We start from the raw sequence: 25,962 nt of genomic DNA, 5'->3' as shown, positions 1-25,962 counted from the left end.
TCCGCGGCTGTCACCGCGCCTGCGTATTCCTGAGGCTGGGGCATGACGATACGGTCACACACCCCAGCCATCTCACGCTGAGAAACCGGACGATCGCTGAACGCGATCTAGGCATGTAGTACTAGCCATCGGCGCGAACGGCTCCCATCGGATGAACGCGTCAGACGGCCGGGAGCCGTAGCACGAACCTCGCGCCGCCCTCGCAGTCCTCCGCGGTGATCTGGCCGTAGTGGGCCGTCGCCACGTCCCTGGCGATGGCCAGGCCGAGGCCCGTGCCGCCGATGTCGCGGCTGCGGGACGCGTCCAGGCGGGTGAAGCGCTCGAAGATGCGCTCGCGGTCCTCCACGGCGATCTCCACGCCGTCGTTCTCGACGGTCAGGACCGCCGTGCCGCCCTGCCTGGCCACCTTGACCTGGACCCGGTGCTCGGCGTGCCGCTGGGCGTTGTCGAGGAGGTTCGTCAGCACCCTGGCCAGTTGCAGCCGTACGCCCTCGACCACGACACCGGGGGCCAGGTTCACCTCCACGGGGATCTTGTCGCAGCGGGTGGACAGCTCCTGCCGCACCAGTACGGCGAGGTCCACCCGCTCCCTCGCCGTGTCCGTCTGTGCGCCGATCCTGGCCAGCAGGAGCAGGTCGGTGATGATCGCCTCCAGCCGGTCGGTGTCGCGCAGGGTGCTGTCCACCAGCGACTCGACGTCGGTCTCGTCCGGATAGAGCTGGGCGCTCTCCAATTGCGCGCGCAGCCCGGCGATCGGGGTGCGCAGCTCGTGCGAGGCGTCGGAGGCGAACTGGCGCTGCTGGTCCGCGGAGCGTTCCAGGCGGGCCAGCGTGCTGTTGACGGACTTGGCCAGCTGGGCCACCTCGTCCTCGCCGGGAGGCTCGGTGACGCGGCAGCTCAGGTCGCCCGCGTGGACCTCGTCCAGCTCGTGCCGCATGGTCGCCACCGGCTCCAGCGCCCGGCCCGTGACCATCCAGGTGAACCAGGAGGCCAGCGCGATCAGCACCGCGACCTGCGCGAACACCACGGCCTCGAGCGTGCGGGTGGCGATCAGGTCGGGTGTGCTGCGGCCGGCGTACACGATGGGGGAGTCCTCGAACATGGTCACCCTGACCGCCGACAGTTCCAGGCACTCGGTCGGCAGGCAGTTCGAGGTGTTGATGACCCGGTTCCTCGCCGTGGGGCGCACGTCGCTGAGCGGCGGCAGGTTCCTGGCCGCGTCGCTGGTGGAGAGGATCCGCCCTTTGGCGTCGGTGATCTGGATGAGGTCGACCGACGGGTTGGGCACGGGGATAGCCGCACCCAGGGGCAGGGCGCCGGCGCGCATCTCGTACGCGATCCGCTCGGCGGTGTCCCTGGTGTCCCTGAACACGCCGGCCGTGATCACGGACCGCGTCACCACGACCCCCGCCACTCCCACCGGGATGAGGACGAGGGCCGCCATCACCGTCGCGATGAGTGTGACGCGTCCGCGCAGGGACCTGGCCCACAACACTGTCTGAGATTACCGACAGTGATTGCCGTGAAATGTAGCGTAAAGGGAAAGATTCCCCCAACGGTCAGCTTTGAATCCAGACGGCGGTGTCCGCCGGGATCGTCCCGTCGCCCGGCAGCGGGCCGCTGGACAGCAGCACCTCACCGGTCAGGTCGAGGCGCACCGGCTCCTCGCCCGTGTTGAGCGCCACGACCAGACCGGGGTCGCGCTCGATCAGCAGCACGTCCTTGGGGGAGTCGAGCCAGGTGAGCGAGCCGCCGCCGAGCGCAGGGTGCTCCCTGCGGATCTTCAGCGCCGCGCGGTAGAGGTTGAGCGTCGAGGCGGGGTCGTCCTCCTGGGCCTCAGCCGACAGCGCCCCCCACGAGTCCGGGATCGGCAGCCAGGGGGTGCGCCAGCCGTACCCGTCGGCGCGGGTCCACGGGATCGGCACCCGGCAGCCGTCGCGGCTCTCGCCCCGGCGCAGGAACGCCGGGTCCTGGCGCAGCTCGTCCGGCAGGTCGAGGACCTCGGGCAGGCCCAGCTCCTCGCCGTTGTAGAGGTAGGCGGAGCCGGGCAGGGCCAGCATGAGCAGAGTGGCCGCGCGGGCGCGGGCCAGGCCGCCGTGGCGGGTGACGTGGCGGGGTTTGTCGTGGTTCGACAGCACCCAGGTGGTCGGCGCGCCCACCAGCTCGGCCTCTTTGAGCGACTTCTCGATCACCGTGCGGAACGACTTGGCGTGGAAGTCCGCCATCATGAACTCGAAGTTGAACGCCTGGTGCAACTCGTCGGGCCCGACGTAGCGGGCCAGCCGCTCGGGCGAGGACACCCACGCCTCGGCCACGGCCATCCGCCCGCCGGGGTAGGAGTCGAGGATCGGGCGCCACTCGCGGTAGATGTCGTGCACGCCGTCCTGGTCGAAGTACGGCACCCGCTCGTCGCCGAGCATCTCGGCCTGCCGGCCCTCCTTCGGCCCCACGTCGGGCAGCCCGTCGGCCTTGATCATGCCGTGCGCCACGTCGACCCTGAAGCCGTCCACGCCCCGGTCCAGCCAGAAGCGCAGGATGTCACGGAACTCGGCGCGCACCTCCGGGTTGTCCCAGTTGAGGTCAGGCTGCTCGGGCGCGAACAGGTGGAGGTACCACTGCCCGTCCGCGACCTGCGTCCACGCCGGGCCGCCGAAGATCGACTCCCAGTCGTTCGGGCGGTCGCGGAAGACGTACCTGTCGCGCAGGCCGGCCTTGAACCACGCGTGCTGGTCGGAGGAGTGGTTCGGCACCAGGTCGACGATGACCCTGATGCCCTGCTCGTGGGCGTCGGCGACGAGGGCGTCGAAGTCGCCGAGCGTGCCGAACATGGCGTCCACGTCCCGGTAGTCGGCCACGTCGTAGCCGCCGTCGGCCATCGGGGAGGTGTAGAACGGGCTCAGCCAGATGGCGTCCACGCCCAGGCCGGCGAGATAGCCCAGGCGGGCGCGCACACCTTCCAGGTCCCCGACGCCGTCGCCGTTCGCGTCGGCGAAGCTTCGCGGGTAGACCTGGTACACGACGGCGTCCCGCCACCAGTCGTCGTTGCCGAGCATGTTCTGTTCCCCCAGGTATGTCCGTGATGTCTGGTGCAGGATTTCGCGATCGGGGACAGTGGTCAAGTGCAACTTTCGGAAAGTTGCAAATCTCACCAGCCGCCCGCGCGATGGGCGTTGATGAGGTCACAGGGGTATGAGCGGTATTCAGGCCGATTGACGCTCTTTCGCAAGACGTTCCAATTCTTGCAAAACCACTGCCGTCCCCGAAACATGAGCCGCGAGTACGGCCCGCCGCCGGTGACTGTCTGTCACTCAGGGAACTTCGCCCCCAGATCGCCCTTGGTGTCCACGCCACCGAGGACGGCGACGTGATTTCGGCCGATGTACCTTCGCTCCGTGTCTGGCGCCTCACGCGCTGATCACGCTAGGGTGCCTCTGCCGACTTCCCCGTCCGACATCAACTAGATAGTGGTGTGCTCGAATGAGGTTGCTCTCCGTAGTCGTCACGGCTGTCCTTCTCCCCGCAGTGCCGTCCGCGGCCCTCGCCAAGGCCGGGACGACGTACTACGTGGACTCCAAGGCAGGAGACGACTCGGCGGAGGGCACCAGCGCCGCAGCGCCGTGGAAGTCGCTCGACATGGTCAACGCCGCCGACCTCAAGCCGGGCGACGCCATCAGCTTCAAGCGCGGCAGCAGCTTCACCGGTCCGCTCACCCTCGCGGCCAAGGGCACCGCGGCCCAGCCCATCGTCGTGAGAACGCACGGCAGAGGCACGCTTCCCAAGATCAGCGGCACCGGCGACGACGACTGCGTCATGATCAGCGGCAACCACTGGCGCGTCAGCGGTCTGCGGGCCTCCGGCTGCCGGTGGGCCGGCTTCCAGATCGACGGCGACAACAACGAGCTGAGCGGCGTGCAGGCCGACCGCAACGTCACCGGCGTGTACGTCACGCCATCCGGCTCGCGCAACACCATCCGCGCCAGCATCCTGACCGACAACAACCGGATGAGCGTCAACGACCAGGGCGGCGACGACGACTCCGGCGCATTCGGCGTGCTGCTCAACGGCGACGACAACGTGGTGACCGGCAACACCATCATGGGCAGCTACGCCAAGAGCAAGGACTACGGCACCGACGGGGCCGCCGTCGAGATCTTCAACGGCGACCGCAACCTGATCACCCACAACACCGCCAGGAACAACGAGACCTTCACCGAACTCGGCGCGCGGAAGGGCAAGACCGCCACCGGCAACATCTTCGCCTTCAACGTCGTGACCTCCACCCGCAGCCGCGGCTCGTTCCTCATCACCCGCGGCTCGCGCCACGTCGTCGGCCCGGTCAAGGGCACGATCGCCGTGCACAACTCGGTCTACCTGCCCGCCAGGGACACCATCGGCTGGTCCTGCCACGACGGCTGCTCCCCGTCCATCCTGAAGCTGCGCAACAACGCGATACTGGTCGGCGGCGAGGCGGGCTGGGAGGACGGCCAGGGGGCCGACGAGGCCGGCGGCGTGTACAAGTCGCGGACGGCCAGGTTCAAGCTGGGGCCGAAGTCGGTCAAGGCGGATCCGCTGTTCACCTCCCGCACCGACCTGCGCCCGCGGACCGGCTCGCCGGTGTTCGACCGCGGCGTCGCCCTCACCCACTCGTGGTACGGCGGCAAGGCCTTCGCCAAGGACATGGCGGGCAAGCCGCTGACCGGCACGCCGGACGCGGGGGCGTACCAAGGCTGATCCTGACGGTGCCGGTGTCTACAGTGGGGCCTTGTGTTCTCAGACCTTCGCCAGCCGCTGGTGAGACAGCTCGCCGAGTCCGACGTCCCCCGCCACTACTGGCACCTGGCCGACGAGGACGGCCGGGTCTGGCTGTTCGAGAGCGTCGAGGGCGACGGCGAGCACTGGGCGACCAGACAGGTCGAGGTCGGCACCGATCGCGTCGCCCACCGCTACTGGTGGCGCCACCTGCAGGACGAGCACGGCTTCCTCACCGACCAGCCCCTGGAGATCTGGGAGCTGACCGAAATCCCCGGAGCCGCCTTCGAGTCCGTCTGGGAGGCGGCCACCTGAACCGCGGCGGCCCGCGAAAGGCGCCGCGGAAGCCGTCGATACCGGTGCCGCCCGATCGACGCCTTCACGACGGGCCGCGACAGGCCCGGTGAAGGGAGTACGACCGTGGAGTGGAGGTTCGAAGCGCTGCCGATGCTTGTGACCGACGTGGAGCAGGCCGAGCAGCTCTCCTTCGTGTTCTTCAACGATCTCGACGGCAACGGCTGGATCCTGCGCCGAAGCCCGGCCGGCGAGTAACCGTCATCCCGGGCGGCGGGCCTGGCGGCGGCCTGCCTCGGCAGGCCCGTCAGTCCGGGTGGGCGGCCTGGCGGCCGAAGCCCGCCAGGCCGTGGATCATGAGGTGGATGGCGGTGTCGAAGTCGCGGTCGATTCCCTCGCGATCGGCCGGCAGGTGCCCCCGGATCTCGGCCATGACGAACCCCGACACGAACGCGTACAACACGTCCCCCGTACGGTGCAGCTCCTCCTCCGTCACCCCGGCCAGCCGCAGGATGCGGTAGAGCACCTCCCACAGCTTCATCCGCCGGTCGGCGACGATCTCCGGATGGTTCTGTACATAGGTCCACATGGCAGGGTGCTCCCGCGCGTGCCGGTGGTAGGCCAGGGCCAGCGCCCTGAGCTGGGCCTGCCACGGGGTGCCGTCGTCCGGCGGCAGGGGCATCCGCTCCGCCGCCGTGGCGCAGATCTGGGCGAGCAGCGCCTCCTTGCTGTCCACGTGGTGGTAGAGCGACATCGGATTGACGTTCAGCTCCGCGGCGAGCTTGCGCATGGACAGGCCGGCCACGCCGCCCTCGTCCATGAGTCGCAACGCCGTGGAGCAGATCTCTTCGATGCTCAGGGGCGCACCCCTGCGCGCACTCACTGCCATACGCCGTAGGGTAGTCCCCATACAGTGTATGGCTGACATAGGGAGCACCCATGGCGCGTATCCCCGCCCCGCAGGGCCTGCCCATCGTGGGCAACACGCTGCAGATCCCTTCTCACTCGCCGGTGGAGCACTTCGTCCGCGTCGCCTCCAGGTACGAGGAGGGCATCTTCCAGCTCGAGATCGCCGGGCGCACGGTCGTGCTGGCGTACGACCCCGACCTGGTCGCGGAGCTGTGCGACGAGAGCCGGTTCGTCAAGCGCATCAACCCGCCCCTGACGATCGTGCGCGACTTCGCCGGTGACGGGTTATTCACGGCCGAGCTGCACGAGCCGGTGTGGGGGCACGCGCATCGCATCCTCATGCCCGCCTTCAGCCAGCGCTCGATGAAGGCGTACTACCCGCAGATGCTCGAGGTCGCCGAGCAGCTCGTCGAGTCGTGGGCGGGTCGCCAGGGGGAGGACCTGCCCGTCGCCGACGACATGACCAGGCTGACGCTGGACACGATCTCGCTCACCGGGTTCGGCTACCGGTTCCACTCCTTCGACTCGCCCGAGTTGCACCCGTTCCTGAAGGCCATGGGCGGCGCGCTGACCGAGGCCATGCTGCGCAACCAGCAGCTCCCGTTCGTCACCAGGCTCAAGCGCGGGCACGAGGAGGCGTACCGGCGGGACATCGCCACCATGCGGGCGCTCGTCGACGACGTCATCAGGCAGCGCAGGGCCGGGGGCGGAGGCGGCGCCAAGGACCTGCTCGGCCTCATGCTGGAGGCGTCCGACCCGCGGAGCGGCGCCCGCCTGTCCGACGAGAACATCCGCGACCAGGTCCTCACCTTTCTGATCGCCGGCCACGAGACCACCAGTGGCCTGCTCTCCTTCGCCCTGTACAACCTGCTGCGCGAGCCGCATACCCTGGCCCGCGCGTACGACGAGGTGGACCGGCTGCTGCCGGGCGACGAGCCGCCCTCGTACGAGGCGATCATGAAGCTCGACGTCGTCTCCCGCGTGCTGGAGGAGACGCTGCGGTTCTGGTCGCCGATCCCGGTGTTCGCCGTGAACGCGATCGAGGCCACCACGATCGGCGGCTATCCCCTGGCCGAGGGGCAGGGGGTGGCGGTGCTGCTGCCGGCGCTGCACCGCAGTCCCAAGGCGTGGGAGCGGCCGGAGGAGTTCGACATCGACCGCTGGCTGCCGGAGAACAGGCAGAGCCACCACCCTGGCGCGTACAAGCCGTTCGGCAACGGCGAGCGGGCCTGCATCGGCCGCCAGTTCGCGCTCACCGAGGCCAAGCTCGCGCTGGCGATGGTCCTGCGGCGCTTCGCCCTGTCCGACCCGAACGTCTACCGGATGAAGATCAAGCAGACGCTCACCCTCAAGCCGGACGGGTTCACGCTCAGGGTCCGCGGGCGGCGCGCGCACGAGCGGGCCGTCATCGCGGCGCCGCAGGTGGAGGAGGAGACCGGGCAGCAGGACCTCGCCGTCACCGGCGTTCCGCTCACCGTCGCGTACGGCTCCAACCTCGGCACCAGCGCCGACCTCGCCGAGCGCCTGGCCGAACGGGCCGGGCGGGCCGGGTTCGCCACCACGCTGACCACGCTCGACGAGCTGGCGCCGCCGCGCGAGGGGCTGCTCGTCGTGGTCGCCTCCTCCTACAACGGCAAGGCCCCCGACAACGCCCAGCGCTTCGACGCGCTCGACGCGCTCGACGCGCTGCCCGACCTGTCCGGGGTCCGGCTGGCCGTGCTGGGGTGCGGCAACACGCAGTGGCCGACGTACCAGGACTTTCCGCGGCGGGCGTACGAGAAGCTGACGGCCGCGGGAGCGGTGCCGCTGATCGAGCGGGGCGAGGCGGACACGGACGGGGACTTCGACGGCGACGTGTCCGCGTGGACGGCGCGGCTGTGGGCGGCGCTGGCAGAGGAGTACAGCGCCGCCGCCGGCAGTGCCGGGCCGCGCTACGAGATGGAGGTGCTCAGCGAGGCCGAGGTCAGGCCCGCCGTGGTCTCCGAACGGGCCTTCCCGCTGACCGTCGTCTCCAACGAGGAGCTGACCGGCGACCCGGCCGGGCTCTGGGACTTCTCGCTGGAGGCGCCGCGCGCGGGCGTGCGCTCGATCGTGGCCAGGCTCCCCGAGGGCGTCACGTACGCGGCGGGCGACCACGTGGCCGTCTTCGCCAAGAACGACCCCGAGCTGGTCGAGTGGGCGTTGCGCTGCCTGCGCGTGCCCAGGGACCAGGTGGTACGGCTGCGCGCCGCCGGAGCCACCCACCTGCCCGTGGACACGCCGGTGACGGCGGGCCTGCTGCTGACCGAGTTCGCCGAGCTGCAGGAGGTGGCCACCAGGTCCGACCTGGAGGCGCTGGCCGCCCACACCACCTGCCCGTGGACACGCCGCCAGCTCGGCGAGCTGACCGCCGCCTACGCCGAGGAGATCCTCGCCAAGCGCGTCTCGCCGCTGGCCCTGCTCGAACGCTTCCCGGCGATCGAGCTGCCGCTGCCGGTGTTCCTGGAGATGGCCGGGCCGGTCAGGCCGCGCTACTACTCCGTCTCCTCCTCGCCGCTGGCCGCCCCCGGTCTCGTCCGGCTCACCGTCGGTCTCGTCGAAGGGCCCGCCTGGTCCGGTACGGGCACCTACCAGGGCATGTGCTCGGCGTACCTGGCCGGGCTCCAGCCGGGCGAGGTGTTCTACGGGTACGTACGAGTGCCCGCGCCGCCGTTCCGGCTCCCCGAGGACCCGGCCACGCCGGTCATCCTCGTCGGCCCAGGCACCGGGTTCGCCCCGCTGCGCGGCTTCCTCGAGGAGCGCGCGCTGACCGGGGCGAGCGGGCGGGCCGAGGTGTTCACCGGATGCCGCCACCCCGAGCACGACGAGCTGTACGCCGGCGAGGTCGCGTCCTGGAGCACCGGCGACGAGGTGACCGTGCACCGCGCCTACTCGGCCGTGCCTGGGCATCCGTACCGGTTCGTCCAGGACGCCGTCGCCGCGCGCGCCGACGTGGTGTGGGACCTCCTCGTGCGGGGCGCCCACGTGTACGTCTGCGGCGACGGCCTGCGGATGGCGCCCGCGGTGCGCCAGGCGTTGCTCGACATCCATCGCTACAGGACCGGGCGGGACGGCGCGGACTGGCTGGCCGGGCTGGAGGCGGACGGCCGCTACCAGCAGGACGTGTTCGCCTGACCGATGGTGGCTCGCGTGGCCTCGTGAGGGCCCTGGTCAGCAGAACGTGCTGGTCAGGGCCTTGTCGAGGGCGTCGGCCGGGGGATCGCCCCGGTACGGGTTCGCCGAGAGCACGAGCGTGCGGCCTTCGTCCGAGCGCAGCGCGTACGTGAGGTAGCCGAAGGTGCCGCCGCTGTGCCCGTACACGCTCTTGCCGCAGGTCAGCTTGAACTCCTGGAGGCCGAGGCCGTACCCCATGCCGTCGCCGGCCGGGCGGGTGGCGCGCATCTGGCCGAGCGCGGCCTTGCTGGTGAGCCGGCCGCTCAGCAGTGCGTCGAAGAACGTGGCCAGGTCGCCCGTCGTCGAGATCATCTCGCCCGCGCCGTACTCCAGCGACGGGTTCACCCGGGTGGCGTCCACGATCCTGCCCTGGTACGTGGCGTACCCGCAGGCGTACGGCTTGGGCATCGACGTGTCGTGCCCCGGCAGGTACGTGTGCCGCAGCCCGAGCGGGCGCAGGATCCTGGTCCTGATGGCGTCGGCGTACGAGCCGCCCGTCAGCTTGCCGTTCAAGGGAGTCGTGGGCGGGGGAGACGGTCGTCAAGGCCAGCGCCACGGCCATGGTTTTCAGCAGAAACATGCTGATCAGGCTAGGAATGGCGCGAGGGCCGGACCATGCGGGAGACCGTACGACTACCTGTGGAAAACCACAACACCCCTTTGTCGACATTTCGGACTTAACCCTGCATTCTTGGATATAACCGCAGCATGTACGACATAATTGTGGAACATGCTGGAAACCTTTCCACGGCACTGTGGGAGCCTCTGGAAAGGGGGCGGCAATGCTGCTGCGACTGAGGGTGTCGCTGCCGGACCGGCCGGGTGGTCTGGGTCAGGTGGCCAAGGCGCTGGGGGCGCTCGGTGCGGACATTCTGCAGGTCACGGTGCTCGAACGCGAGGCCGGTCGGGCGGTGGACGATTTCACCGTGTCCTGGCCGGGGCCGGTGACGCCGTCCGACGCACGCGAGAAGCTGTCCTCCATGCCTGGGGTGCGGGTCGAGGGGGTATGGGTCACCAAGGAGGTGCCGGGCTCGGCGCCGGACTACGACTTGCTCATGCACGTCGCGGCCGAGCCGGGGCGCGGCTTCGCCACGCTGGTGGACGCCCTGCCCGGGTTGTGCGGCGCGGAGTGGTCGCTGGCGGTGGCCGACGGCGTCGTGCAGCATGCCTCCCTGGCCGCGCCCGCCGAGTTCGACCTGCCGGAACCGCCGCCGCGCGCCGTCACCAGGGACTTCAAGGAACTGCGCCTGATGTTGCTGCCCGTGCTGAAGCAGGGCCTGCACCTCGTGGTGGCCCGCGCGGAGGGCCCGGTGTTCCACCGGGCGGAGGTGGAACGTGCCGCCCGCATCGTGGACGTGGTCTCCAAGCTGGCCGCCCGATCCTAGCCTTGGCCCCGGTTTTGGGTACGCGAGATTGACCGGCGAAACATCAGATCACTAACGTGAACGGTCTGCGGATGTGAACAGGAGCCGCGCTGTGACCGTTCACGAGCCGAGCATCGGCCGTTACTACGAGGACTTCACCGTCGGGGACGTCTACCGGCATCCCCTGGGCCGGACGATCAGCGAGGCGGACAACACCTGGTTCACCCTCCTGACCATGAACACGAACCAGAACCACTTCAACGCCCACCTCGCCGCCAAGGCCCCCACCGGCAAGATCATCGTGAACTCCGGGCTCACCGTGGCCATCGTGCTCGGCCTGTCGGTCATCGACGTCAGCCAGCACGCGATCATGAACCTCGGGTGGGACGGCATCAAGCTCACCCACCCCGTGTTCGTGGGCGACACCGTCTACGCCGAGTCGAAGGTGACCGCGAAACGGGAGTCGAAGTCGCGGCCGTACGCGGGGATCGTCACGTGCTACACGCGCGGGCTCAACCAGGACGGCGACGAGATCATGTCGTGGACGCGGACCGTCATGGTGTACAAACGCGACGCCCCGCACGACAAGGACTACTTCCCACAGGCCAAGACCGGTCCGCTCTGAGGGGTTTGAGTACATGGATTTCGAGCTGACGCCCGAGCAGAAGGCCTTCCGTGAGATCCTGCGCGCCTTCGTGGAGAAGGAGATCCTGCCGGTGGCCATCGAGTGGGAGCACGCCGGCCGGTATCCCACCGAGATCATCGAGAAGATGAAGCAGATGGGGCTGTTCGGCCTGTCGGTGCCCGAGGAGTACGGCGGGATGGGGGCCGACATGGTGTCGTTCGCGCTGGTCTTCGAGGAGATCGCGCGCGGCTGGATGGGCGTGGCGGGCACGATCGGCTCACACTCGCTGGCCTGCTGGATGATCGCCCGCCACGGGACCGACGAGCAGAAGCGCCATTACCTTCCTGACCTGGCCGGCGGTGTCCGCAGGACCGCGATCGCGCTCACCGAGCCGGGAGCGGGCACGGACCTGCAGGGCATCCGGACGCGCGCCGTACGCGACGGAGACGTCTACGTCGTGAGCGGCACCAAGACGTGGATCACCAATGCCCGCCACGCCGACCCGCTGCCCGTCCTCGTCAAGACCTCGATCACCGAGCCCGCGCACAAGGGCATGTCGGTGCTGCTCGTCGACCCGGCCCTGGACGGTTTCAGCGTCGGCCGCGACCTGCCCAAGCTGGGCTACAAGGGCACGGAGACGTGCGAGGTGACGCTGGACGAGGTGCGCGTGCCCGTCTCCGCCGTGCTCGGCGGCGTCGAGGGGCGCGGCCTGCAGCAGGTGCTCGGCGGGCTGGAGCTGGGCCGCATCAACATCGCCGCCCGCGCCGTCGGGGTCGCCCAGGCCGCGTACGACGCCGCGCTCGCCTACGCCAGGGAACGAACCGCGTTCGGGCAGCCCATCGCCGAGTTCCAGGCCATCCAGCTCAAGCTGGCCGACCTGGCGACCGAGATCCAGGCGGCGCGGCTGCTCACGTACTGGGCGGCCGCCCAGGCCGACGGCGGCAAGCGGGTGGACATGGAGGCGGGCATGGCGAAGTACTTCGCCTCCGAGGTGGCGCTCCGCGCGTCCCTGGAGTCCATGCGGATCCACGGCGGCTACGGATACTCCCAGGAGTTCGTGGTGGAGCGCCTCTACAGGGACGCGCCGCTGATGGCCATCGGGGAGGGCACGAACGACGTACAGCGCATGGTCATCGCCCGCGCCCTCATCTCCGGCAAGGGCAAGCTCGGCTGGTAACGGCCACTACCCACGCCCAGCCAGCACGGCGGGGTCGAACGAGACCTGTTCGAGTCTCGCACCCGTCACGACGGTGAGTCATGTGAGCACGTTGAGTGACAGAGTAGCGTCACTTGACGGAAAGCGAGGTCACCGCGCGCTCCTCAGGAAGTGAGGGTCCAGCGGGGGCCGTCCGGGGTGTCCTCCACCACGACGCCCGCCTGGAGGAGGGCCGCGCGCAGGGCGTCGGCGAGGTCGTAACGGCCCTCGTTCCGCAGTCCCTCGCGGAGCCCGAGCAGCGGGTCGACCAGCGCGGGGAGGCTCAGTGAGCGTACGCTCGCCGTCGCGGCCAACTCGCCGAGCCGGGCGATCAGCAACCGCATCAGCTCCCTGGCCTGGTCGACCCCGCCGGCGTCCTCCTCGGTGTCGGCGGCCCACTTGACCATCTCCGCTTCCAGTTCGAGCACACTCCGCGCGGCCGCCACCATGTCGGGCTTGGCGACGGCGGACCTGAACAGCTTCTCGCACGACTGGATCGTCTCCTCCAGCGTCGCCCCGGCGAGCGCGGACGCCGGGGCAGCGGAATCAGCGGCGGACGCGGACGCCGGCCCGGCGGAATCAGCGGCGGTGGCGGGCGCGGGCGCGGCGGCTCCGCCGGCGGCCAGGCGGCGGATCTCGGCGAGGTCGGTACACGTGCCCGCGGGCAGGACCGCGAACGAGCCGCCCCGCCGGACGGTCAGCCCGCCCCGGCCCGCCACCCGTACCATCTCGCTCTCCAGGTCGATGGTCAGCGCGGTGTGCTCGTCGAGGCCCAGCACCGCCGTGCCGGGCGGCAACTCCCGCTCCATGCGCGACAGCCGGCGCTCGCCCAGGTAGCAGTAGCGGGTGTCGTGGGTGCCGCCCTCGGTGTTGTCGAAGTGGGGGATGAGCACCGCCCGCAGGCCGAGCGGCTCCAGCAGGTCGAGGCCCGGGCGCCAGTGCGGGTCGGCGCCCACCTTGTAGATCTCGTAGACCGGTACGGTGGCCAGCCCCGCCGTGCAGGCCGCCGCCGAGGCCAGTACGGTCACCCCCTCGCGCGCGCGGACGCGGGCACGCAGGTCGCCGGCCACGCCGGAGCCCGCCCACCGGTCCAGCGCGTAGGTAGGGCTGCCGGGGCCGGAGAAGACCCAGTCGGCGCCGGTGATCCCGGTGGCCACCTCGACCTCCAGGCCGACGCTGCGCGCGAAGTAGCGGCGGGCCCGCGCGGAGATGTCGGCCCGGTTCTCCTGGAACGCGTACGGGGTGTCGAGCAGCACGGCCCGCGCCCCCGCGCGCAACGCCCGCGCCGCGGCGCGGTGGATCTCGACCATGGTCGGGCTCGTCTCGCCCGACCCCATCAGCACCAGCAAACCGGGCATGGGTGTCGGCCTCTCTCTCACCCATCGACTACAGCCGGGTCCGCCGAGCCGTTCAAGAGCGGAACACATATGCCTGAAGGACGTACTTGCACATGATTGTCAGTAGCCGGCAGACACGTGGTCATGGTCGAGACGATGGGCACCGACATTCGGCGTCGCTCCTGGAGCGGAGCCGTCACCCCACTGTGTCGCCGTGGCGCACGCCGCCGGGCACCTGGCGTTCCTCATGGCCGAGGACCTCGTCGTGGCGCGGGGGCCGTCCGGCCATCCCGCTCCCGGGCCTGTGGCGGCGGCCGCGGTCCGAGACGCGGCGCCCCAGCTGCTGCATGGGCTTCTCGACATAGCGGTAGGTCAGGGCGCTCAGGCCCAGCATCAGCGCCATGGCCAGCGCGATCATGACGAGCTGGTACGGCACCTCAGCCGCCCGCAGATCACCGCTGACCGCCACGAAATACTTCAGCAGCGGATGATGCACCAGGTAGAGCGAGTAGCTTATGAGGCCCAGCCAGACGAGCACCCTGGGCACCCGCCGCCCGCGCAGCAGCATCCCGCCCGCGAACGTGGCCCCGGCCAGCGCGATCGTGGTCAGCCACACGTCGGCCCGCACCCACCACCAGCCGCTCTCGATGGCCCACACGGGCGCGATCACGACGAGCGCCGTCGTCACCGCGACCGGCCACAGCGGCCCCGCGCCGCGCTCCCACCGGTGGATCGCCGTGCCCGCGAACATGACCGCGACCACCGCGATGCCCAGCCACGGCACCCGGCTGCTGAACGCCAGCAACACCACCGCCATCACGCCGAGCGCACACGCGCAGAACGTGCGCAGCCGCCCTCCCATGACGCACGCCAGCCCCACCACGAACACCGCGCAGGACACGTACGCCGGCCACACCCCCACCAGCACGGCCCCGGACGCCACCAGCCCCACGACCACGGCCCCGGCCGCGAACAGCACCGACAGCGACCCGCTGCGCTCGTGCGCCCCGATCAGGAACAGCGCCGTGACCAGCAGGTAGAACACCATCTCGTACGACAGCGTCCACATCGTGTCCGCCACACCGCCCACACTGACGACGTCGAGCAGCATGGTGGCGTGCGCCGCCACCGCGCTCCCGTCGCGGGGCACCGCCTCGCGCACCGGCACCCACCAGGACACGGCCAGCATCACGACGATCACGCTGAGGTAGAGCGGGTAGAGGCGGAAGATCCGGCTGACCCAGAACGCCCGCACGTCGCCGTGGCGTTCCAGGGAGACGGGGATGATGTAGCCGCTGACCAGGAAGAACACCAGAATCCCGTAGATGCCCAGATTGAACCAGAATGGTCTGAGCTCCGGCAGGAACCACGGCAGCATGTGCTCGCCCACCACCGCGAGCGAGCCGATCCCCCGCAGGGCGTCAAGCCAGGCCAGCCGCGTGGCCGGGGCGGGCATGGCGGGCGGCGCGGGGAGGGCGGCGGCTGACATCCGCCCCAACATACCGGTAACGGCCATGTGATGCCGGGGCACCTTTTTTCCGGCCGGTTCCCGCCGGTTGATCGGGCCGGTTCTTCGGGCCGGTTCTTCAGGCCGGGCGGTGGCCGGCCAGGGAGGCGTGGTGGTCGGCGCCGTCCGGACCGTCCGGGTCGGTGTGGACGGTGGCGGCCCGCAGCCGCGGCAGGTCGTGGATGAGCCGGTGCTCGGCCGCCACCGCGACCGCGTGCGCGTCGATCACCGACATGTCGTGGGCCACGATGATCTCCACCTCGGCGTGCAGCGCGTGGCCGATCCAGCGCAGCCGTACGGAGCCGACGTGCCGGACGCCCTCCACCGTGGCCAGGATGCGTTCCGCGGCGTCCACCAGACCGGGGTCGACGGCGTCCATGAGGCGGTGGTAGATCTCGCGGGCGGCGTCGCGCAGGACGAAGCAGATGGCGACGGTGATGAGCAGCCCGACGATAGGGTCGGCGATCGGGAAGCCGAGCGCGGCCCCGCCCGCGCCGAGCAGCACGGCCAGCGAGGTGAAGCCGTCGGCCCTGGCATGCAGGCCGTCGGCCACCAGCGCGGCCGAGCCGATCTCCCTGCCGACCTTGATGCGGTAACGGGCGACCCACTCGTTCCCGGCGAACCCGATCAGAGCGGCCGCGTGAGCTCCCTGGCGCAGGCCATCGGCGCCGCGCGCCCGTCGGTGTCACAGCACCTGGCCAAGCTCAGGCTGGCGGGCCTGGTGAACACCCGGAGGGAGGGCCGGCGCGTGCTCTACCGCGCGCGGGACTCCCACGTACGGGCGGTGATCGCGGAGGTGTTGTTCCACGCGGACCACGAGATCTCCGGCCTCCCGCGCCACGACTGACCCGGACGGGCGTCGGGGCAGTGTGCCGCGGGAAAGGCGGGGCTCAGCGGCGGGGAGGGTCGATCCTGGCGCCGTCGACGGTGAAGACCATGAGACGGGAGAGATCGACCGCGACCTTGGCCGCGTCCCCCGCGCGCCAGATGGGCCGGTTGCCGAGCCGGATGATCAGGTCGGAGCGGCGGTGGATGCCGCTGTTCGGGTGCTGCCCGACCTGCTCCTGATCCTGCGGCTCCTCGCGGTGCCCGGCGAACATCCGCCGCACCAGCCCCGACAGCTTCCCTGACCCGTTGGCCGTGCCGTTGACCCGTGCGCGCGGGTCGGGCGGCTCGGGCACCGGCACGGCAGGCATCCCGCACTCCAGGTACGCCAGCCACTCGTGTCCGTGGTACTCCAGCGCCCGCACCCGCCCGAAGAACGACGGCCCCTCGTACGACTCCTGCACCGGAGCCAGCCCGTCCGGCCGCATGCCCACCAGGACCTGCCCGCCGGTGTGCTGGGAGATGGCGTACGCCCTGGGATCGCTCCAGGGCAGCGTGACCTGATGCGGGCCGAAATCGAGCATGACGTACTGGTTCTGCGGCGTCCTGACATGGGCCGCCAACAGGTTCAACTGCTGGGAGTTGAGGAAGGCCGCCACGAAGGCCGTCGCTGGATCGTTGTAAATCTGGGCCGGAGTTCCGACGTCCTGCAGGACTCCGCGATTCAGGATCGCTATCCTGTCGGCCAGCGTCAGGGCCTCCACCTGGTCGTGGGTCACGTAGATCGTGGTGACGCCGAGCGAGCGCACCAGCGCCGAGATCTCCATGCGGAGTTCGGTGCGCATGCCGGCGTCGAGGTTCGACAGCGGCTCGTCCATGAGAAATAACCTGGGCTGCCGGACGATGGCCCTTCCCATCGCGACGCGTTGCCGCTGGCCGCCGGAGAGTGTCCCAGGCCGCCGATCGAGCGTCTCGTTGATGTGCAGGACCTTGGACAGCTCGGTGACGCGTTCGCGTACCATCGCCGGGTCGGACTTGGCGATCTCCAGGGGGAAGGCGATGTTCCCCCGCACGGTGCGGTGCGGGTATAGGGCGCCGTTCTGGAACACCATGGCCACGTCGCGGTCGCGCGGGGCCAGATGGTTGGCCATCTGGCCGTCCAGCCAGAGGTCCCCTTCGGTGATCTCCTCCAAACCCGCGATCATGCGGAGCAGGGTGGACTTGCCACATCCGGAAGGGCCGAGGAGGACGAGGAACTCGCCGTCTTCCGCCCGCAGGCTCAGCCGGTCGACTGCGAGGTAGTCGCCCGGATAGACCTTGGTCACTTTGTCGAGAACGACGGAGCTCATGGGCTCACACCTTGCGCGCGTGTCACCTGTGACGAGGCTGCTGATTGATGAGGTAGTACATCGCGCCTTAACCCAACATGTCCACCCTTGACATAAAGAATCTCGCTTGCAGGCGTTTCGGGCTGGGGGTTTTGGGGGGCCGTAGTGCTGAATTTCCGGATCGGGAATTCTGGAAGGGCTTGCGTAAACTTGCGGAAAGGGATTTCATGGTCGAAACACTCGGGGGGAGACCATGACCGCGTGGTGGCGGAACGCCGTTATCTACCAGGTTTACGTGCGCAGCTTCGCTGACGGCGACGGCGATGGTGTCGGCGACCTGATAGGCGTTCGCGATCGGCTGCCCTATCTCGCCGGTCTGGGCGTGGACGCCGTCTGGCTGACGCCGTTCTACACCTCCCCGATGACCGACTTCGGCTACGACGTGACCGACCACCGCGACGTCGACCCGCTGTTCGGCACGCTCGCGGACGCCAAGGCGCTCATCGACGAGGCGCACGGGCACGGCCTGCGGGTGATCGTCGACATCGTGCCCAACCACACCTCCTCCGCCCATCCCTGGTTCCAGCAGGCGTTGCGCGGCGAGCGACGTGATCGCTACATCTTCCGCGACCGGCCCAACGACTGGGAGTCGATCTTCGGTGGCCCGGCGTGGACGCGGGTCGCGGACGGGCAGTGGTACCTCCATCTGTTCGACCCCACCCAGCCGGACCTCAACTGGGACGACACCGAGGTGCGCGGCGAGTTCGAGTCGATCCTGCGTTTCTGGCTGGATCTGGGCGTCGACGGCTTCCGCGTGGACGTGGCGCACGGCATGGTCAAGCCGCCCGGCCTGCCCGACATCGGGCGCGGCAACCAGGCCAGGATGGTCGGCAACGAGCCGGTGCCGTTCTTCGACAACGACGGCGTCCACGACATCCACCGCTCGTGGCGGCGGGTGCTCGACTCCTATCCGGGCGAGCGCATCGGCGTGGCCGAGGCGTGGGCGCCGACGCCCGAGCGGCTGGCCAGGTACGTCCGCCCGGACGAGTTGCACCAGGCGTTCAACTTCCACTACCTGTTCACCCCGTGGGACGCCGCCGCGCTGCGCGAGGTGATCGACTCCTCGCTGGCCACGGCCACGTCCGTGGGCGCGCCGACCACCTGGGTGCTGTCCAACCACGACGTCAAGCGGCACGTCACCCGCTACGGCAGCCTGGCCAGGGCCCGCGCCGCCGCGCTGCTGACGCTCGCGCTGCCCGGTTCGGCCTACGTCTACCAGGGCGAGGAGCTGGGCCTGCCGGAGGTCGAGCTGCCCGAGGAACTGTGCAGGGACCCGCAGCGGCTGCGCGATCCGGGCAGCGGCCGCGACGGCTGCCGGGTCCCGCTGCCCTGGACGCGTGAGTCCGGCTGGCTCGACCCGTGGTTGCCGATCCCGGCGGACTGGGCGGGGCTGAGTGTGGCGGCGCAGGAGGGCGTGCCAGGCTCGACGCTGGAGCTGTATCGGACGGCGCTGCGGCTGCGGCGCGCGTTCGAGGGAGATCTGACGTGGCACGACTCTCCTGAGGGCACGCTCGTGTTCTCCCGGGGCGGTTTCCTGTGCACTGTCAACCTCACGGAGACCCCCGTGGACTTCGGCGTCGAGGGGGAGCTGCTCCTGGCCTCGGATGAGCCTGGAGCAGCGGATTCCGCGGCCTGGTGGAAAGTAAAGTGTCAGCCATGAACGGTCACGCTCGCCTTGCCGACATCGCCGCCCAGGCCGGGGTGAGTGAGGCCACGGTCAGCCGGGTGCTCAACGGGAAACCGGGTGTCTCGGCCGCCACCCGCCAGGCGGTCATGGCCGCCCTCGACCTCATGGGCTACGAGCGCCCGCCCCGCCTGCGGCAACGCAGCAACGGCCTGATCGGCCTGGTGACGCCCGAGCTCGACAACCCCATCTTCCCCGCCTTCGCGCAGGCCATCGAGAAGGCGCTCACCCAGCACGGCTACACCCCCGTGTTGTGCACCCAGCTCCCCGGCGGCGCACCCGAGGACGAGTTCACCGAGTTGCTGGTCGACCGGGGGGTGAGCGGCATCGTGTTCGTGTCCGGCCTGCACGCCGACACGACCGCCCGCATGGACCGCTACACCCGGCTCACCGACCGGGGGCTGCCGATCGTGCTGGTCGACGGCTACAGCGAGCACATCGACGCGCCGTTCATCTCGCCCGACGACCGGCTGTCCGCGCGGCTGGCCGTGCAGCACCTGGTCGACCTCGGTCACGAGAGCATCGGGCTGGCGCTGGGGCCGCGCAGGTTCGTGCCGGTGATCAGGAAGATCGAGGGCTACAAGCAGGCCATGGCGCAACTGCTCGGCGCGACCGAGGTCGACGACCTGATCGCGCACTCGCTGTTCTCGGTCGAGGGCGGCCAGGCGGCCGCCGCGCAACTGCTCGCGCGCGGCTGCACCGGCATCATCTGCGCGAGCGACCTCATGGCGCTGGGCGCGATCCGCGCCTGCAGGGAGAAGGGGATGGCGGTGCCGGGGGAGGTGTCCGTGGTCGGGTTCGACGACTCGCCGCTGATCGCGTTCACCGATCCGCCGCTGACCACCGTACGCAAGCCGATCGGCGCGATGGCCTCGGCCGCGGTGCAGACGCTGCTCGAAGAGGTCAACGGCGCGCCCGCCAAGCACGTCGAGCTGATCTTCCAGCCGGAGCTGGTCGTCCGCGGCTCCACCGGCTCCGGCCCGCTGGTCAACCGGTGACGCGCGACATCCTGGTCCTCGGCGGCGCCGGCGTCGACACGACGGTCTACGTGCCCGAGCTGCCGCTGCCGTACCGCGACACCTACCAGGTGCCGCCGGTCGCCGACCGCGTCGGCAACACCGGCGCCGGCGTCGCGCTGGGCTGCCACGCGCTGGGGCTGGCGGTGACGTTCGCCGACCTCATCGGCGACGACCCGCAGGGCGCGCTGATCCGCCACGCGCTGCGCGACGTCGACTGCGCCTGGGGCCGCGCCGAGGCGGGCACCCGGCGCAGCGTTCTGCTCGTGGGCCCGGACGGCCGCCGCACCTCGTTCTACGACGCCAAGGCCACCCCCGGCGAGCGCCTGCCCCGCGAGCTCTACGCGAACGTCCGCGCCAGGCACGTCCATCTGTCGATCATGGACTTCTGCCGCCATGTCTACCCGGACCTGGACGGCCTGCCCGTCTCCACGGACCTGCACGACTGGGACGGCGCCGACGACTACCACAAGGACTTCGCCTACCGGTCCGACCTGGTGTTCATGTCGGCCGCCGCCCTTCGCGACCCGGCCGCCGCCATGCGCGACGTCCTCGCGCGCGGACGTGCCCACACGGTCGTGTGCACGCGCGGCGCCGACGGCTGCCTCGTCCTGACCCGCGACCGCGACGACGTGCGGCCTTTCCCGGCCGCGCCGCTGCCCGGCCCCGTCGCCGACAGCAACGGCGCCGGCGACGCCTTCGTGTCCGGCTTCCTGTACGGCACGCTGACCGGCAGGCCGCTGGAGGACTGCGTACATCTGGGGTCGGCGGCCGGGGCGCACGCCTGCACGGTCGCCGGCACCCACGAGTCCCCGATCACGCGCTCCCTGCTCCTCGGCCGGGCCGGCGGGTAACCCGCACCGCCGTACGGGCGAAAGATGCTTTGATAGTACCGTTTGGGAAGATCAAGCTGATTCGTTTGCGCGCGGCCGGAGAGACCGTTCACCGTTGGAAGGGCAGTCATGTACCGCTGGGAGATCGTCCAGGCCGTCACCGGGCAGCGGGTGTTCGGGATCGTCAGGAGCGCAGGGCCCGCCGAGGCGGTGGCCGCCGCGGAGGCCGTGCTGGACGCCGGGCTGAACGCCGTGGAGGTGGCGCTCACCACGCCGCGCGCGCTCAGCGCCGTCGCGCGGCTCACCGAGCAGCGGCCCGCCGCGCTCATCGGCGCCGGCACCGTGCTCGACGCCGCCGCGGCCCGCGCCGCGGTCGAGTCTGGCGCGCGTTTCCTGGTCTCACCGAACCTCCATCCCGAGGTGATCCGCACCGGCCACCGCTACGGCGTGCCGGTCTTCCCCGGCGTGGCCACCCCGACCGAGATCGTGCGGGCTCTGGAGGAGGGCGCGGACGCGGTCAAGATCTTCCCCGCGTCCGCCGTGTCGCCGTCCTGGCTCCGTGACGTGCGTGCCGCGCTGCCGCAGGTCCCGGCGATCCCCACCGGAGGGGTGACCATCGACAACGCGCCGGACTGGATCGCGGCCGGCGCCGTCGCCTGCGGCATGGGGTCGGCGCTGACCTCGGGCGGGGCCCATGCCGCAGGCGAGCGGGTCACCGCGCTGCTGGCCAAGCTCGCCGGCGCCCGTTGAGCACGAGAGAACAGGGGATCGGCGTGGAGCTACGGGACCTGCGCGGACAGGTGGTCGACGGCCCCGGCCGCTCGCTCGCGGCCGGGGAACTCGTGCCCGCGGTTCGCGGGTGCGCCGACGTGATCGCCGCGGACCTGGGCTTGCTGGAGGTCTCGCGATGACCGTCGCCGTGTACGTCGGCCCTGAGCCCGTGCCCGTCCTCATCGACGCCGTGCGCCGGGCGGGCGGCCGGGTCGTGCCGCTGGAGCAGGCCGAGGCGATCGTCTACTACGGCGACGACGACCCCGACGAGGTGCGGTCGATGATCCACGGCGGCATCCGCTGGGTACAGCTGCCGCACGCGGGCGTCGAGCGGTGGACAGACGCCGGGGTCATCACCGAGCATCCCGTCTTCACCGCCGCCACCGGGTCCTACGGGCCCGCCGTGGCCGAGCACGCGCTGGCCCTGATGCTGGCGGCGGCCCGCGGGCTGCACCGGCTGGCCAGGGCGCCGGAGTGGGGGCCGAACCTGTCCAGGGAGTTCGCGGGCTCGACGGTCGCGATCGTCGGCTCCGGCGGCATCGGGCAGGCGCTGATCCGGCTGCTGGAGCCGTTCCGCTGCACGGTGGTGGCGGTCAGCGACCGCGGTGAGGTGCCCGGGGCCGCTCGGGTCGTCCCGCGCGCCCGCTACCGTGAGGCGCTGCCAGAGACCGGCTACGTGGTCGTCGCCGCCCCCGCCACGCCGGGGACCAAGGGGATGCTCGGCGCGCGCGAGTTCGCCCTCATGCGCCAGGACGCCTGGCTGGTCAACGTCGCCAGGGGCGGCCTCGTGGTGACGGACGACCTGGTGGAGGCGGTGCGCGCGGGCCGCATCGGCGGCGCGGCCCTCGACGTCACCGACCCGGAGCCGCTGCCTGCAGGGCATCCGCTGTGGTCCATGGGCAACGTCCTCATCACCCCGCACAGCGCCAACCCGCGCTCGGCATACTGGCGCGGCCTGGCCGAGCGGGTCACCTCCAACGTGCGCCGCTTCCACGACGGCGTCCCGCTGGAGGGCCGGGTCTCGCCGGCGCAGGGGTACTGAGCCTCAGCCGAGGGTGAGGCGCGCTCCGGCGCTCAGGGCGGAGTCGTGCACCTCCAGGCCCACGGGCGCGAGGCCCTCCGGCAGCTCGAACACCAGCGTGCCGGTGAAGGACGCGCCCGGCTCGATGCGGATCGGCGTGATCTCCTTGCCGCCCTTGTCGAGCAGCTTGGTGCCGCCGTGCAGCGCGTCGTCCTCGTCGATGAGCTTCTGCTGGTCCGGGTAGAGGACCCTGGCCTCCTGGCCGAGGTTGCTGACGCGTACCCCGATCTGGCAGCTGCGCCGCGCCGCGGCCTTCGCCGGTTCGGGGCACCTGGTGCTCGTCACCGCGAACCTCAGCTTGCCGTCCTGCACGGGGCCGTCGTCGCCGCGCGCCGGTGAGCGGGACAGCCACGTCAGCACCGCCACCAGCAGCACCATCAGCACGGCCACGATCACCAGCGCGGTCAGGCAGCCGGTGAACACGCCGCGCTTGCGCGGGGCGGGACGGTAGCCGGGCAGCGGCCCCTGCCCCGTGACGTGATGGGAGAGCGGCGCCTGCCCCGCCTGCTGGGGGAGTGGCCCCTGCCCTGCCTGGTGAGGAAGCGGCGCCCGCCCGGTCCGCTCGGGACGCCCGGTGCGCCCGCCGGGCATCGGGCCGGTCCGCTCGGGACTCGGGGCGCGTCCGCCGGGCATCGGGCCGGTGCGTTCGGGATGCGGCGCCGGCGTTCCGCGCCCGGGACCTGGTACGCCGGCCCCCGGGACCGGTCCTGTCCGTTCCGGGTGCGGTGCCCGGCTCGTGCCCGGCCGCGGGCCCGTACGCTCGGCGGGCGGTGGCTGCGGGGCCCGGCCCGGAGTTCCCTGGACGGGTCCGGCCCGTTCGGCCCTGGGCGGCGCCTGCGGGCCGCGCGCCTGGGCGTGCACGGAACGCGGCGGGCTCCCTGGGGCGGGTCCGGCACGGTCCGGCGGGGGCGGCACGCGGTGCAGCGGCGGAAGGTCGGAGGGGTTCCACGCGTTCGTCAGGTGCTTGGTGGCGGCGAGCTGCGCGGCCGGCTCGTCGGCCGCCCCGACGAGTTCGAGCAGCAGCTGCCGGGCGGCGGGCCGGCGCGCCGGGTCGGGGTGGATGGCCGCCGCGACCAGCCGGTCGAGGGGTGCGGGCAGCCCCCGCAGATCCGGCGGCGCCGTACGGGCCCTGGCCGCCATCACGTACGCGTCCCCCTCGCCGAACGGATGCCCGCCCAGCCCCGCGTACGCGATCAGGGACCCCCAGGCGAACACGTCGCCCGCCGGGCTCGTACGCCCCTCGAAGACCTGTTCGGGAGCGATCCATCCGGGCGTGCCCATCACCATGCCGGCGTTGGTGTGCCGGGAGTCCACGTGCGTCGAGCGCGCCAGCCCGAAGTCGATCACCCGGGGACCGGCCAGCGTGAGCATCACGTTGGCGGGTTTGAGGTCGCGGTGCACCAGCCCCGCCGCGTGGATCGCGGTCAGCGCCGCGGCCACGCCGACGGCCGCCGAGTGCAGCACGGACGGCGACAGGGAGCCGTGCTCGATCAGGTGGTCCTCGAGCGAGATGCCGTCGATGTACTCGGTGACGAGGTAGAGGACGCCGTGGTCCTCGCCGTGGTCGAGCACCCGGGCGGTGCAGAACGAGGCCACCTTGCGCGCGTTGGACACCTCTTCGTGGAAGCGCGCGCGGTAGACCGGGTCGGCGGTGAAGTCGCGGCGGATCGCCTTGAGCGCCACCCGCGAGCCGTCGGCGGCCTTGGCGAGGTAGACCACTCCCATGCCGCCGGAGCCGAGACGGCTGATCAGCTCGTAGGGGCCGATCGCCGGCGGATCCTCCGGCTTCAGCGGAGTGCCTGCGGAGCGCCCCAACGTCGCCGTCCTCTCGCCGTCGTCATCCCGTCTCAACCCGAACCGTTCCTCCGATCGGCTCCCACCCCTGCAGCAAGCCGAACCGTTCCGCCGCTCGGCATCCCGTTTGTACCCCAGACTCTAACGGAGGAAGGGCTTCCTCGCTGGCGAGTGAACCCGACCAGGCATCAGGCTCGGGGCGGGCTGGCCGCGGCGCGACAGACGTGCGGGACCGGCGTGCGGCGAGGCGGGCTAGCCGCAGCGCGACGGACGCGCGGGGCGCATCGTCACGCGCAGCCGTGAGACGTCGAGCGTGTACGGCAGCGGGCGGTGCGGCGAGAGCGTCCGCCCGACCGGCTTGGGGCGGGCGGTCCGCAGGATGCCGCCGAGGAAGGCCACGCCGACCGCGAGCGTCAGGTGCACTCCGTCGCATCCCGGCCGGGCCCACCACTCGCCGGCTGCGGTGCCGTTCAGCCAGATCTCGGGGGCGAACGTGTTCGCGTACGGCAGGCGCGGGCTGCGCTGGTGCGCGGCGATCGGGACGAGGACGGTGGTGCCGGCGGGCAGGGTGGCGCCGTACCAGGTGGTGTCCTCGGTGCTGACCCGGGACAGGGCCGGGACCGGCGGCCACAGGCGCTGCGCCTCGCGCAGGCAGGCACGCAGGTGGTCGGCGTCGGTGCGGGCCGCCTTGCGGTGGGCCGGGTGGGCGGCGAGCAGGGCCAGGGTCCGCATCAGCCCCGCCGCCGCCACGCCCAGCCCCATCAGCCAGAACGCCGCCTGCATGAGCCCGCGTGACTCGGCGCCGTCCGAGGTCTCCGCGATCAGGCCGGCCAGGCTGCCCGGCTCGGCTCGGCGCAGGTGGTCGATGATCCTGGCGTCGTAGCGGCCGGAGAGGATCTCCTGCCGCCGGCCGGACCGCCGCCTTCCCGCCCGCGTGATGCCCGCCAGCAGCTTGGTGAGCTGCTCGTCGCCGGCCGCGCCCGCGCCGTAGACGCACCGCCTGGCCACGCGCTGCCAGCAGGCGTCCAGCCGGGCGTGATCCACGACGCCGTCGGTCAGCGCCGCCGACTCCTGCCTGGCGACCTCGATGAACGCCGGCCGCAGCACGTCCGTCGGCAGGCCGGACGGCCGCTCCTCGACGGCGGGCGTGTACGCGCCTGCCTCCTCCGACAGGACGCGCAACGCGTCGCGCCCGTTCATCACCAGCAGCGCCGGCCCCTTCGGACGGCGCACCAGAACGGGGCGGCCGCCATACCTGGCTTCGAGCCGCGCCAGCAGTGTTCGGGCGCGCAGGACGTCGCGAGCGGGGGCGGCATGCGGAAATCCCGGTGGCACGAGAAAGGCCGACAGTCGCAGACTCTCCACCACGCCGGCCCTGGGCAGCCCTCTAGGCACGCC

The 25,962-nt window shown here is 71.2% G+C and carries 24 protein-coding genes; 14 read left to right on the top strand and 10 right to left on the bottom strand.

The window, feature by feature from the left end; all coding sequences use genetic code 11:
- Positions 1-160 precede the first annotated feature (160 nt).
- Together ITP53_RS37600 and ITP53_RS37595 are read right to left on the bottom strand one after the other, a co-directional pair.
- Positions 161-1,495 carry a HAMP domain-containing sensor histidine kinase gene (locus tag ITP53_RS37600; protein WP_328817042.1) on the bottom strand — a complete coding sequence of 445 codons (1,335 nt, stop codon included), beginning with the start codon at positions 1,493-1,495 and terminating at the stop codon, positions 161-163.
- Positions 1,496-1,559: 64 nt separating this feature from the next.
- Entirely contained in the window at positions 1,560-3,053 is a 1,494-nt protein-coding gene (locus ITP53_RS37595; protein WP_195900228.1) for a glycoside hydrolase family 13 protein, read from the bottom strand.
- A 424-nt stretch (positions 3,054-3,477) separates the two neighbouring features.
- On the opposite strand from ITP53_RS37595, the gene ITP53_RS37590 reads away from it, so the two are divergent.
- The 3 genes from ITP53_RS37590 (at position 3,478) to ITP53_RS59675 (ending at position 5,301) form a co-directional block, all read left to right on the top strand.
- Positions 3,478-4,731 carry a right-handed parallel beta-helix repeat-containing protein gene (locus ITP53_RS37590; protein ID WP_236051576.1) on the top strand — a complete coding sequence of 418 codons (1,254 nt, stop codon included), beginning with the start codon at positions 3,478-3,480 and terminating at the stop codon, positions 4,729-4,731.
- A gap of 33 nt (positions 4,732-4,764) precedes the next feature.
- On the top strand, positions 4,765-5,064 hold the full coding sequence (locus ITP53_RS37585) for a hypothetical protein (RefSeq protein WP_195900227.1): 300 nt from the start codon (positions 4,765-4,767) through the stop codon (positions 5,062-5,064).
- Between the two features lie 105 nt (positions 5,065-5,169).
- Positions 5,170-5,301: a hypothetical protein gene (locus ITP53_RS59675; RefSeq protein WP_268961245.1), complete on the top strand. Its 132-nt coding sequence runs from the start codon at positions 5,170-5,172 to the stop codon at positions 5,299-5,301.
- Between the two features lie 49 nt (positions 5,302-5,350).
- Here ITP53_RS59675 and ITP53_RS37580 read toward each other — a convergent pair whose 3' ends face one another.
- Complete coding sequence (locus tag ITP53_RS37580) at positions 5,351-5,932, bottom strand: TetR/AcrR family transcriptional regulator (RefSeq protein WP_195900226.1); 582 nt, start codon at positions 5,930-5,932, stop codon at positions 5,351-5,353.
- A gap of 50 nt (positions 5,933-5,982) precedes the next feature.
- Here ITP53_RS37580 and ITP53_RS37575 point away from each other — a divergent pair, with 50 nt between their 5' ends.
- Positions 5,983-9,105, top strand: coding sequence for a bifunctional cytochrome P450/NADPH--P450 reductase (locus ITP53_RS37575; protein ID WP_195900225.1), 3,123 nt, complete (start codon positions 5,983-5,985; stop codon positions 9,103-9,105).
- A 36-nt stretch (positions 9,106-9,141) separates the two neighbouring features.
- Here ITP53_RS37575 and ITP53_RS37570 read toward each other — a convergent pair whose 3' ends face one another.
- Positions 9,142-9,657 carry a serine hydrolase domain-containing protein gene (locus tag ITP53_RS37570; protein ID WP_195900224.1) on the bottom strand — a complete coding sequence of 172 codons (516 nt, stop codon included), beginning with the start codon at positions 9,655-9,657 and terminating at the stop codon, positions 9,142-9,144.
- Between the two features lie 269 nt (positions 9,658-9,926).
- Here ITP53_RS37570 and ITP53_RS37565 point away from each other — a divergent pair, with 269 nt between their 5' ends.
- The 3 genes from ITP53_RS37565 to ITP53_RS37555 all read left to right on the top strand — a co-directional run bounded on the left by ITP53_RS37565 (position 9,927) and on the right by ITP53_RS37555 (position 12,310).
- A complete protein-coding gene (locus ITP53_RS37565) occupies positions 9,927-10,529 on the top strand; it encodes an ACT domain-containing protein (RefSeq protein WP_195900223.1) in 603 nt (200 codons plus the stop codon).
- Positions 10,530-10,620: 91 nt separating this feature from the next.
- Positions 10,621-11,133 carry a MaoC family dehydratase gene (locus tag ITP53_RS37560; protein ID WP_195900222.1) on the top strand — a complete coding sequence of 171 codons (513 nt, stop codon included), beginning with the start codon at positions 10,621-10,623 and terminating at the stop codon, positions 11,131-11,133.
- 13 nt (positions 11,134-11,146) lie between these two features.
- Positions 11,147-12,310, top strand: a complete 1,164-nt coding sequence (locus ITP53_RS37555) for an acyl-CoA dehydrogenase family protein (protein ID WP_195900221.1) — start codon at positions 11,147-11,149, stop codon at positions 12,308-12,310.
- 143 nt (positions 12,311-12,453) lie between these two features.
- Here the strand turns inward: ITP53_RS37555 and ITP53_RS37550 are convergent, their stop codons facing one another.
- The 3 genes from ITP53_RS37550 to ITP53_RS37540 all read right to left on the bottom strand — a co-directional run bounded on the left by ITP53_RS37550 (position 12,454) and on the right by ITP53_RS37540 (position 15,761).
- Positions 12,454-13,686: a CysS/YqeB C-terminal domain-containing protein gene (locus tag ITP53_RS37550; RefSeq protein ID WP_195900220.1), complete on the bottom strand. Its 1,233-nt coding sequence runs from the start codon at positions 13,684-13,686 to the stop codon at positions 12,454-12,456.
- 175 nt (positions 13,687-13,861) lie between these two features.
- Positions 13,862-15,154, bottom strand: a complete 1,293-nt coding sequence (locus ITP53_RS37545) for an acyltransferase family protein (protein WP_195900219.1) — start codon at positions 15,152-15,154, stop codon at positions 13,862-13,864.
- Positions 15,155-15,251: 97 nt separating this feature from the next.
- Positions 15,252-15,761: a cation diffusion facilitator family transporter gene (locus ITP53_RS37540; protein ID WP_407941375.1), complete on the bottom strand. Its 510-nt coding sequence runs from the start codon at positions 15,759-15,761 to the stop codon at positions 15,252-15,254.
- A 51-nt stretch (positions 15,762-15,812) separates the two neighbouring features.
- Here ITP53_RS37540 and ITP53_RS58275 point away from each other — a divergent pair, with 51 nt between their 5' ends.
- Positions 15,813-16,019, top strand: a complete 207-nt coding sequence (locus ITP53_RS58275; protein ID WP_328817034.1) for an ArsR/SmtB family transcription factor — start codon at positions 15,813-15,815, stop codon at positions 16,017-16,019.
- Between the two features lie 43 nt (positions 16,020-16,062).
- On the opposite strand, the gene ITP53_RS37530 is transcribed toward ITP53_RS58275, so the two are convergent.
- Positions 16,063-17,346: an ABC transporter ATP-binding protein gene (locus ITP53_RS37530; RefSeq protein WP_195900217.1), complete on the bottom strand. Its 1,284-nt coding sequence runs from the start codon at positions 17,344-17,346 to the stop codon at positions 16,063-16,065.
- A 232-nt stretch (positions 17,347-17,578) separates the two neighbouring features.
- On the opposite strand from ITP53_RS37530, the gene ITP53_RS37525 reads away from it, so the two are divergent.
- The 6 genes from ITP53_RS37525 to ITP53_RS37500 all read left to right on the top strand — a co-directional run bounded on the left by ITP53_RS37525 (position 17,579) and on the right by ITP53_RS37500 (position 22,731).
- Positions 17,579-19,045 carry a glycoside hydrolase family 13 protein gene (locus ITP53_RS37525; protein WP_195900216.1) on the top strand — a complete coding sequence of 489 codons (1,467 nt, stop codon included), beginning with the start codon at positions 17,579-17,581 and terminating at the stop codon, positions 19,043-19,045.
- Positions 19,042-20,067, top strand: a complete 1,026-nt coding sequence (locus ITP53_RS37520; protein ID WP_195900215.1) for a LacI family DNA-binding transcriptional regulator — start codon at positions 19,042-19,044, stop codon at positions 20,065-20,067. Before ITP53_RS37525 ends, ITP53_RS37520 begins: the two co-directional genes overlap by 4 nt.
- Entirely contained in the window at positions 20,064-20,939 is an 876-nt protein-coding gene (locus ITP53_RS37515) for a carbohydrate kinase family protein (protein WP_195900214.1), read from the top strand. The genes ITP53_RS37520 and ITP53_RS37515 overlap by 4 nt, the downstream gene beginning before the upstream one ends.
- A gap of 108 nt (positions 20,940-21,047) precedes the next feature.
- On the top strand, positions 21,048-21,668 hold the full coding sequence (locus ITP53_RS37510) for a bifunctional 4-hydroxy-2-oxoglutarate aldolase/2-dehydro-3-deoxy-phosphogluconate aldolase (RefSeq protein ID WP_195900213.1): 621 nt from the start codon (positions 21,048-21,050) through the stop codon (positions 21,666-21,668).
- A 23-nt stretch (positions 21,669-21,691) separates the two neighbouring features.
- Positions 21,692-21,829, top strand: a complete 138-nt coding sequence (locus tag ITP53_RS37505) for a hypothetical protein (RefSeq protein ID WP_195900212.1) — start codon at positions 21,692-21,694, stop codon at positions 21,827-21,829.
- Entirely contained in the window at positions 21,826-22,731 is a 906-nt protein-coding gene (locus ITP53_RS37500; RefSeq protein WP_195900211.1) for a D-isomer specific 2-hydroxyacid dehydrogenase family protein, read from the top strand. Before ITP53_RS37505 ends, ITP53_RS37500 begins: the two co-directional genes overlap by 4 nt.
- A 3-nt stretch (positions 22,732-22,734) precedes the next feature.
- On the opposite strand, the gene ITP53_RS37495 is transcribed toward ITP53_RS37500, so the two are convergent.
- Together ITP53_RS37495 and ITP53_RS37490 are read right to left on the bottom strand one after the other, a co-directional pair.
- Positions 22,735-24,585, bottom strand: coding sequence for a serine/threonine-protein kinase (locus ITP53_RS37495; RefSeq protein WP_195900210.1), 1,851 nt, complete (start codon positions 24,583-24,585; stop codon positions 22,735-22,737).
- A 231-nt stretch (positions 24,586-24,816) separates the two neighbouring features.
- A partial coding sequence (locus tag ITP53_RS37490; protein WP_195900209.1) for a cytochrome P450 occupies positions 24,817-25,962 on the bottom strand: 1,146 nt, incomplete at its 5' end.

The sequence above is a fragment of the Nonomuraea cypriaca genome (genome assembly GCF_015645445.1).
GTDB classification, from domain to species: domain Bacteria; phylum Actinomycetota; class Actinomycetes; order Streptosporangiales; family Streptosporangiaceae; genus Nonomuraea; species Nonomuraea cypriaca.
The sequence above is the reverse complement of the archived record's forward strand: the minus strand, read 5'-3'. Positions and strand labels throughout refer to the sequence as shown.

Coding starts and splice junctions, on each gene's coding strand:
- ITP53_RS37595 (WP_195900228.1), bottom strand. CDS start 3,053: ATGCTCGGCAACGACGACTGGTGGCGGGACGCCGTCGTGTACCAGGTC.
- ITP53_RS37590 (WP_236051576.1), top strand. CDS start 3,478: ATGAGGTTGCTCTCCGTAGTCGTCACGGCTGTCCTTCTCCCCGCAGTG.
- ITP53_RS37580 (WP_195900226.1), bottom strand. CDS start 5,932: ATGGCAGTGAGTGCGCGCAGGGGTGCGCCCCTGAGCATCGAAGAGATC.
- ITP53_RS37575 (WP_195900225.1), top strand. CDS start 5,983: ATGGCGCGTATCCCCGCCCCGCAGGGCCTGCCCATCGTGGGCAACACG.
- ITP53_RS37565 (WP_195900223.1), top strand. CDS start 9,927: ATGCTGCTGCGACTGAGGGTGTCGCTGCCGGACCGGCCGGGTGGTCTG.
- ITP53_RS37555 (WP_195900221.1), top strand. CDS start 11,147: ATGGATTTCGAGCTGACGCCCGAGCAGAAGGCCTTCCGTGAGATCCTG.
- ITP53_RS37550 (WP_195900220.1), bottom strand. CDS start 13,686: ATGCCCGGTTTGCTGGTGCTGATGGGGTCGGGCGAGACGAGCCCGACC.
- ITP53_RS37545 (WP_195900219.1), bottom strand. CDS start 15,154: ATGTCAGCCGCCGCCCTCCCCGCGCCGCCCGCCATGCCCGCCCCGGCC.
- ITP53_RS37530 (WP_195900217.1), bottom strand. CDS start 17,346: ATGAGCTCCGTCGTTCTCGACAAAGTGACCAAGGTCTATCCGGGCGAC.
- ITP53_RS37525 (WP_195900216.1), top strand. CDS start 17,579: ATGACCGCGTGGTGGCGGAACGCCGTTATCTACCAGGTTTACGTGCGC.
- ITP53_RS37520 (WP_195900215.1), top strand. CDS start 19,042: ATGAACGGTCACGCTCGCCTTGCCGACATCGCCGCCCAGGCCGGGGTG.
- ITP53_RS37510 (WP_195900213.1), top strand. CDS start 21,048: ATGTACCGCTGGGAGATCGTCCAGGCCGTCACCGGGCAGCGGGTGTTC.
- ITP53_RS37500 (WP_195900211.1), top strand. CDS start 21,826: ATGACCGTCGCCGTGTACGTCGGCCCTGAGCCCGTGCCCGTCCTCATC.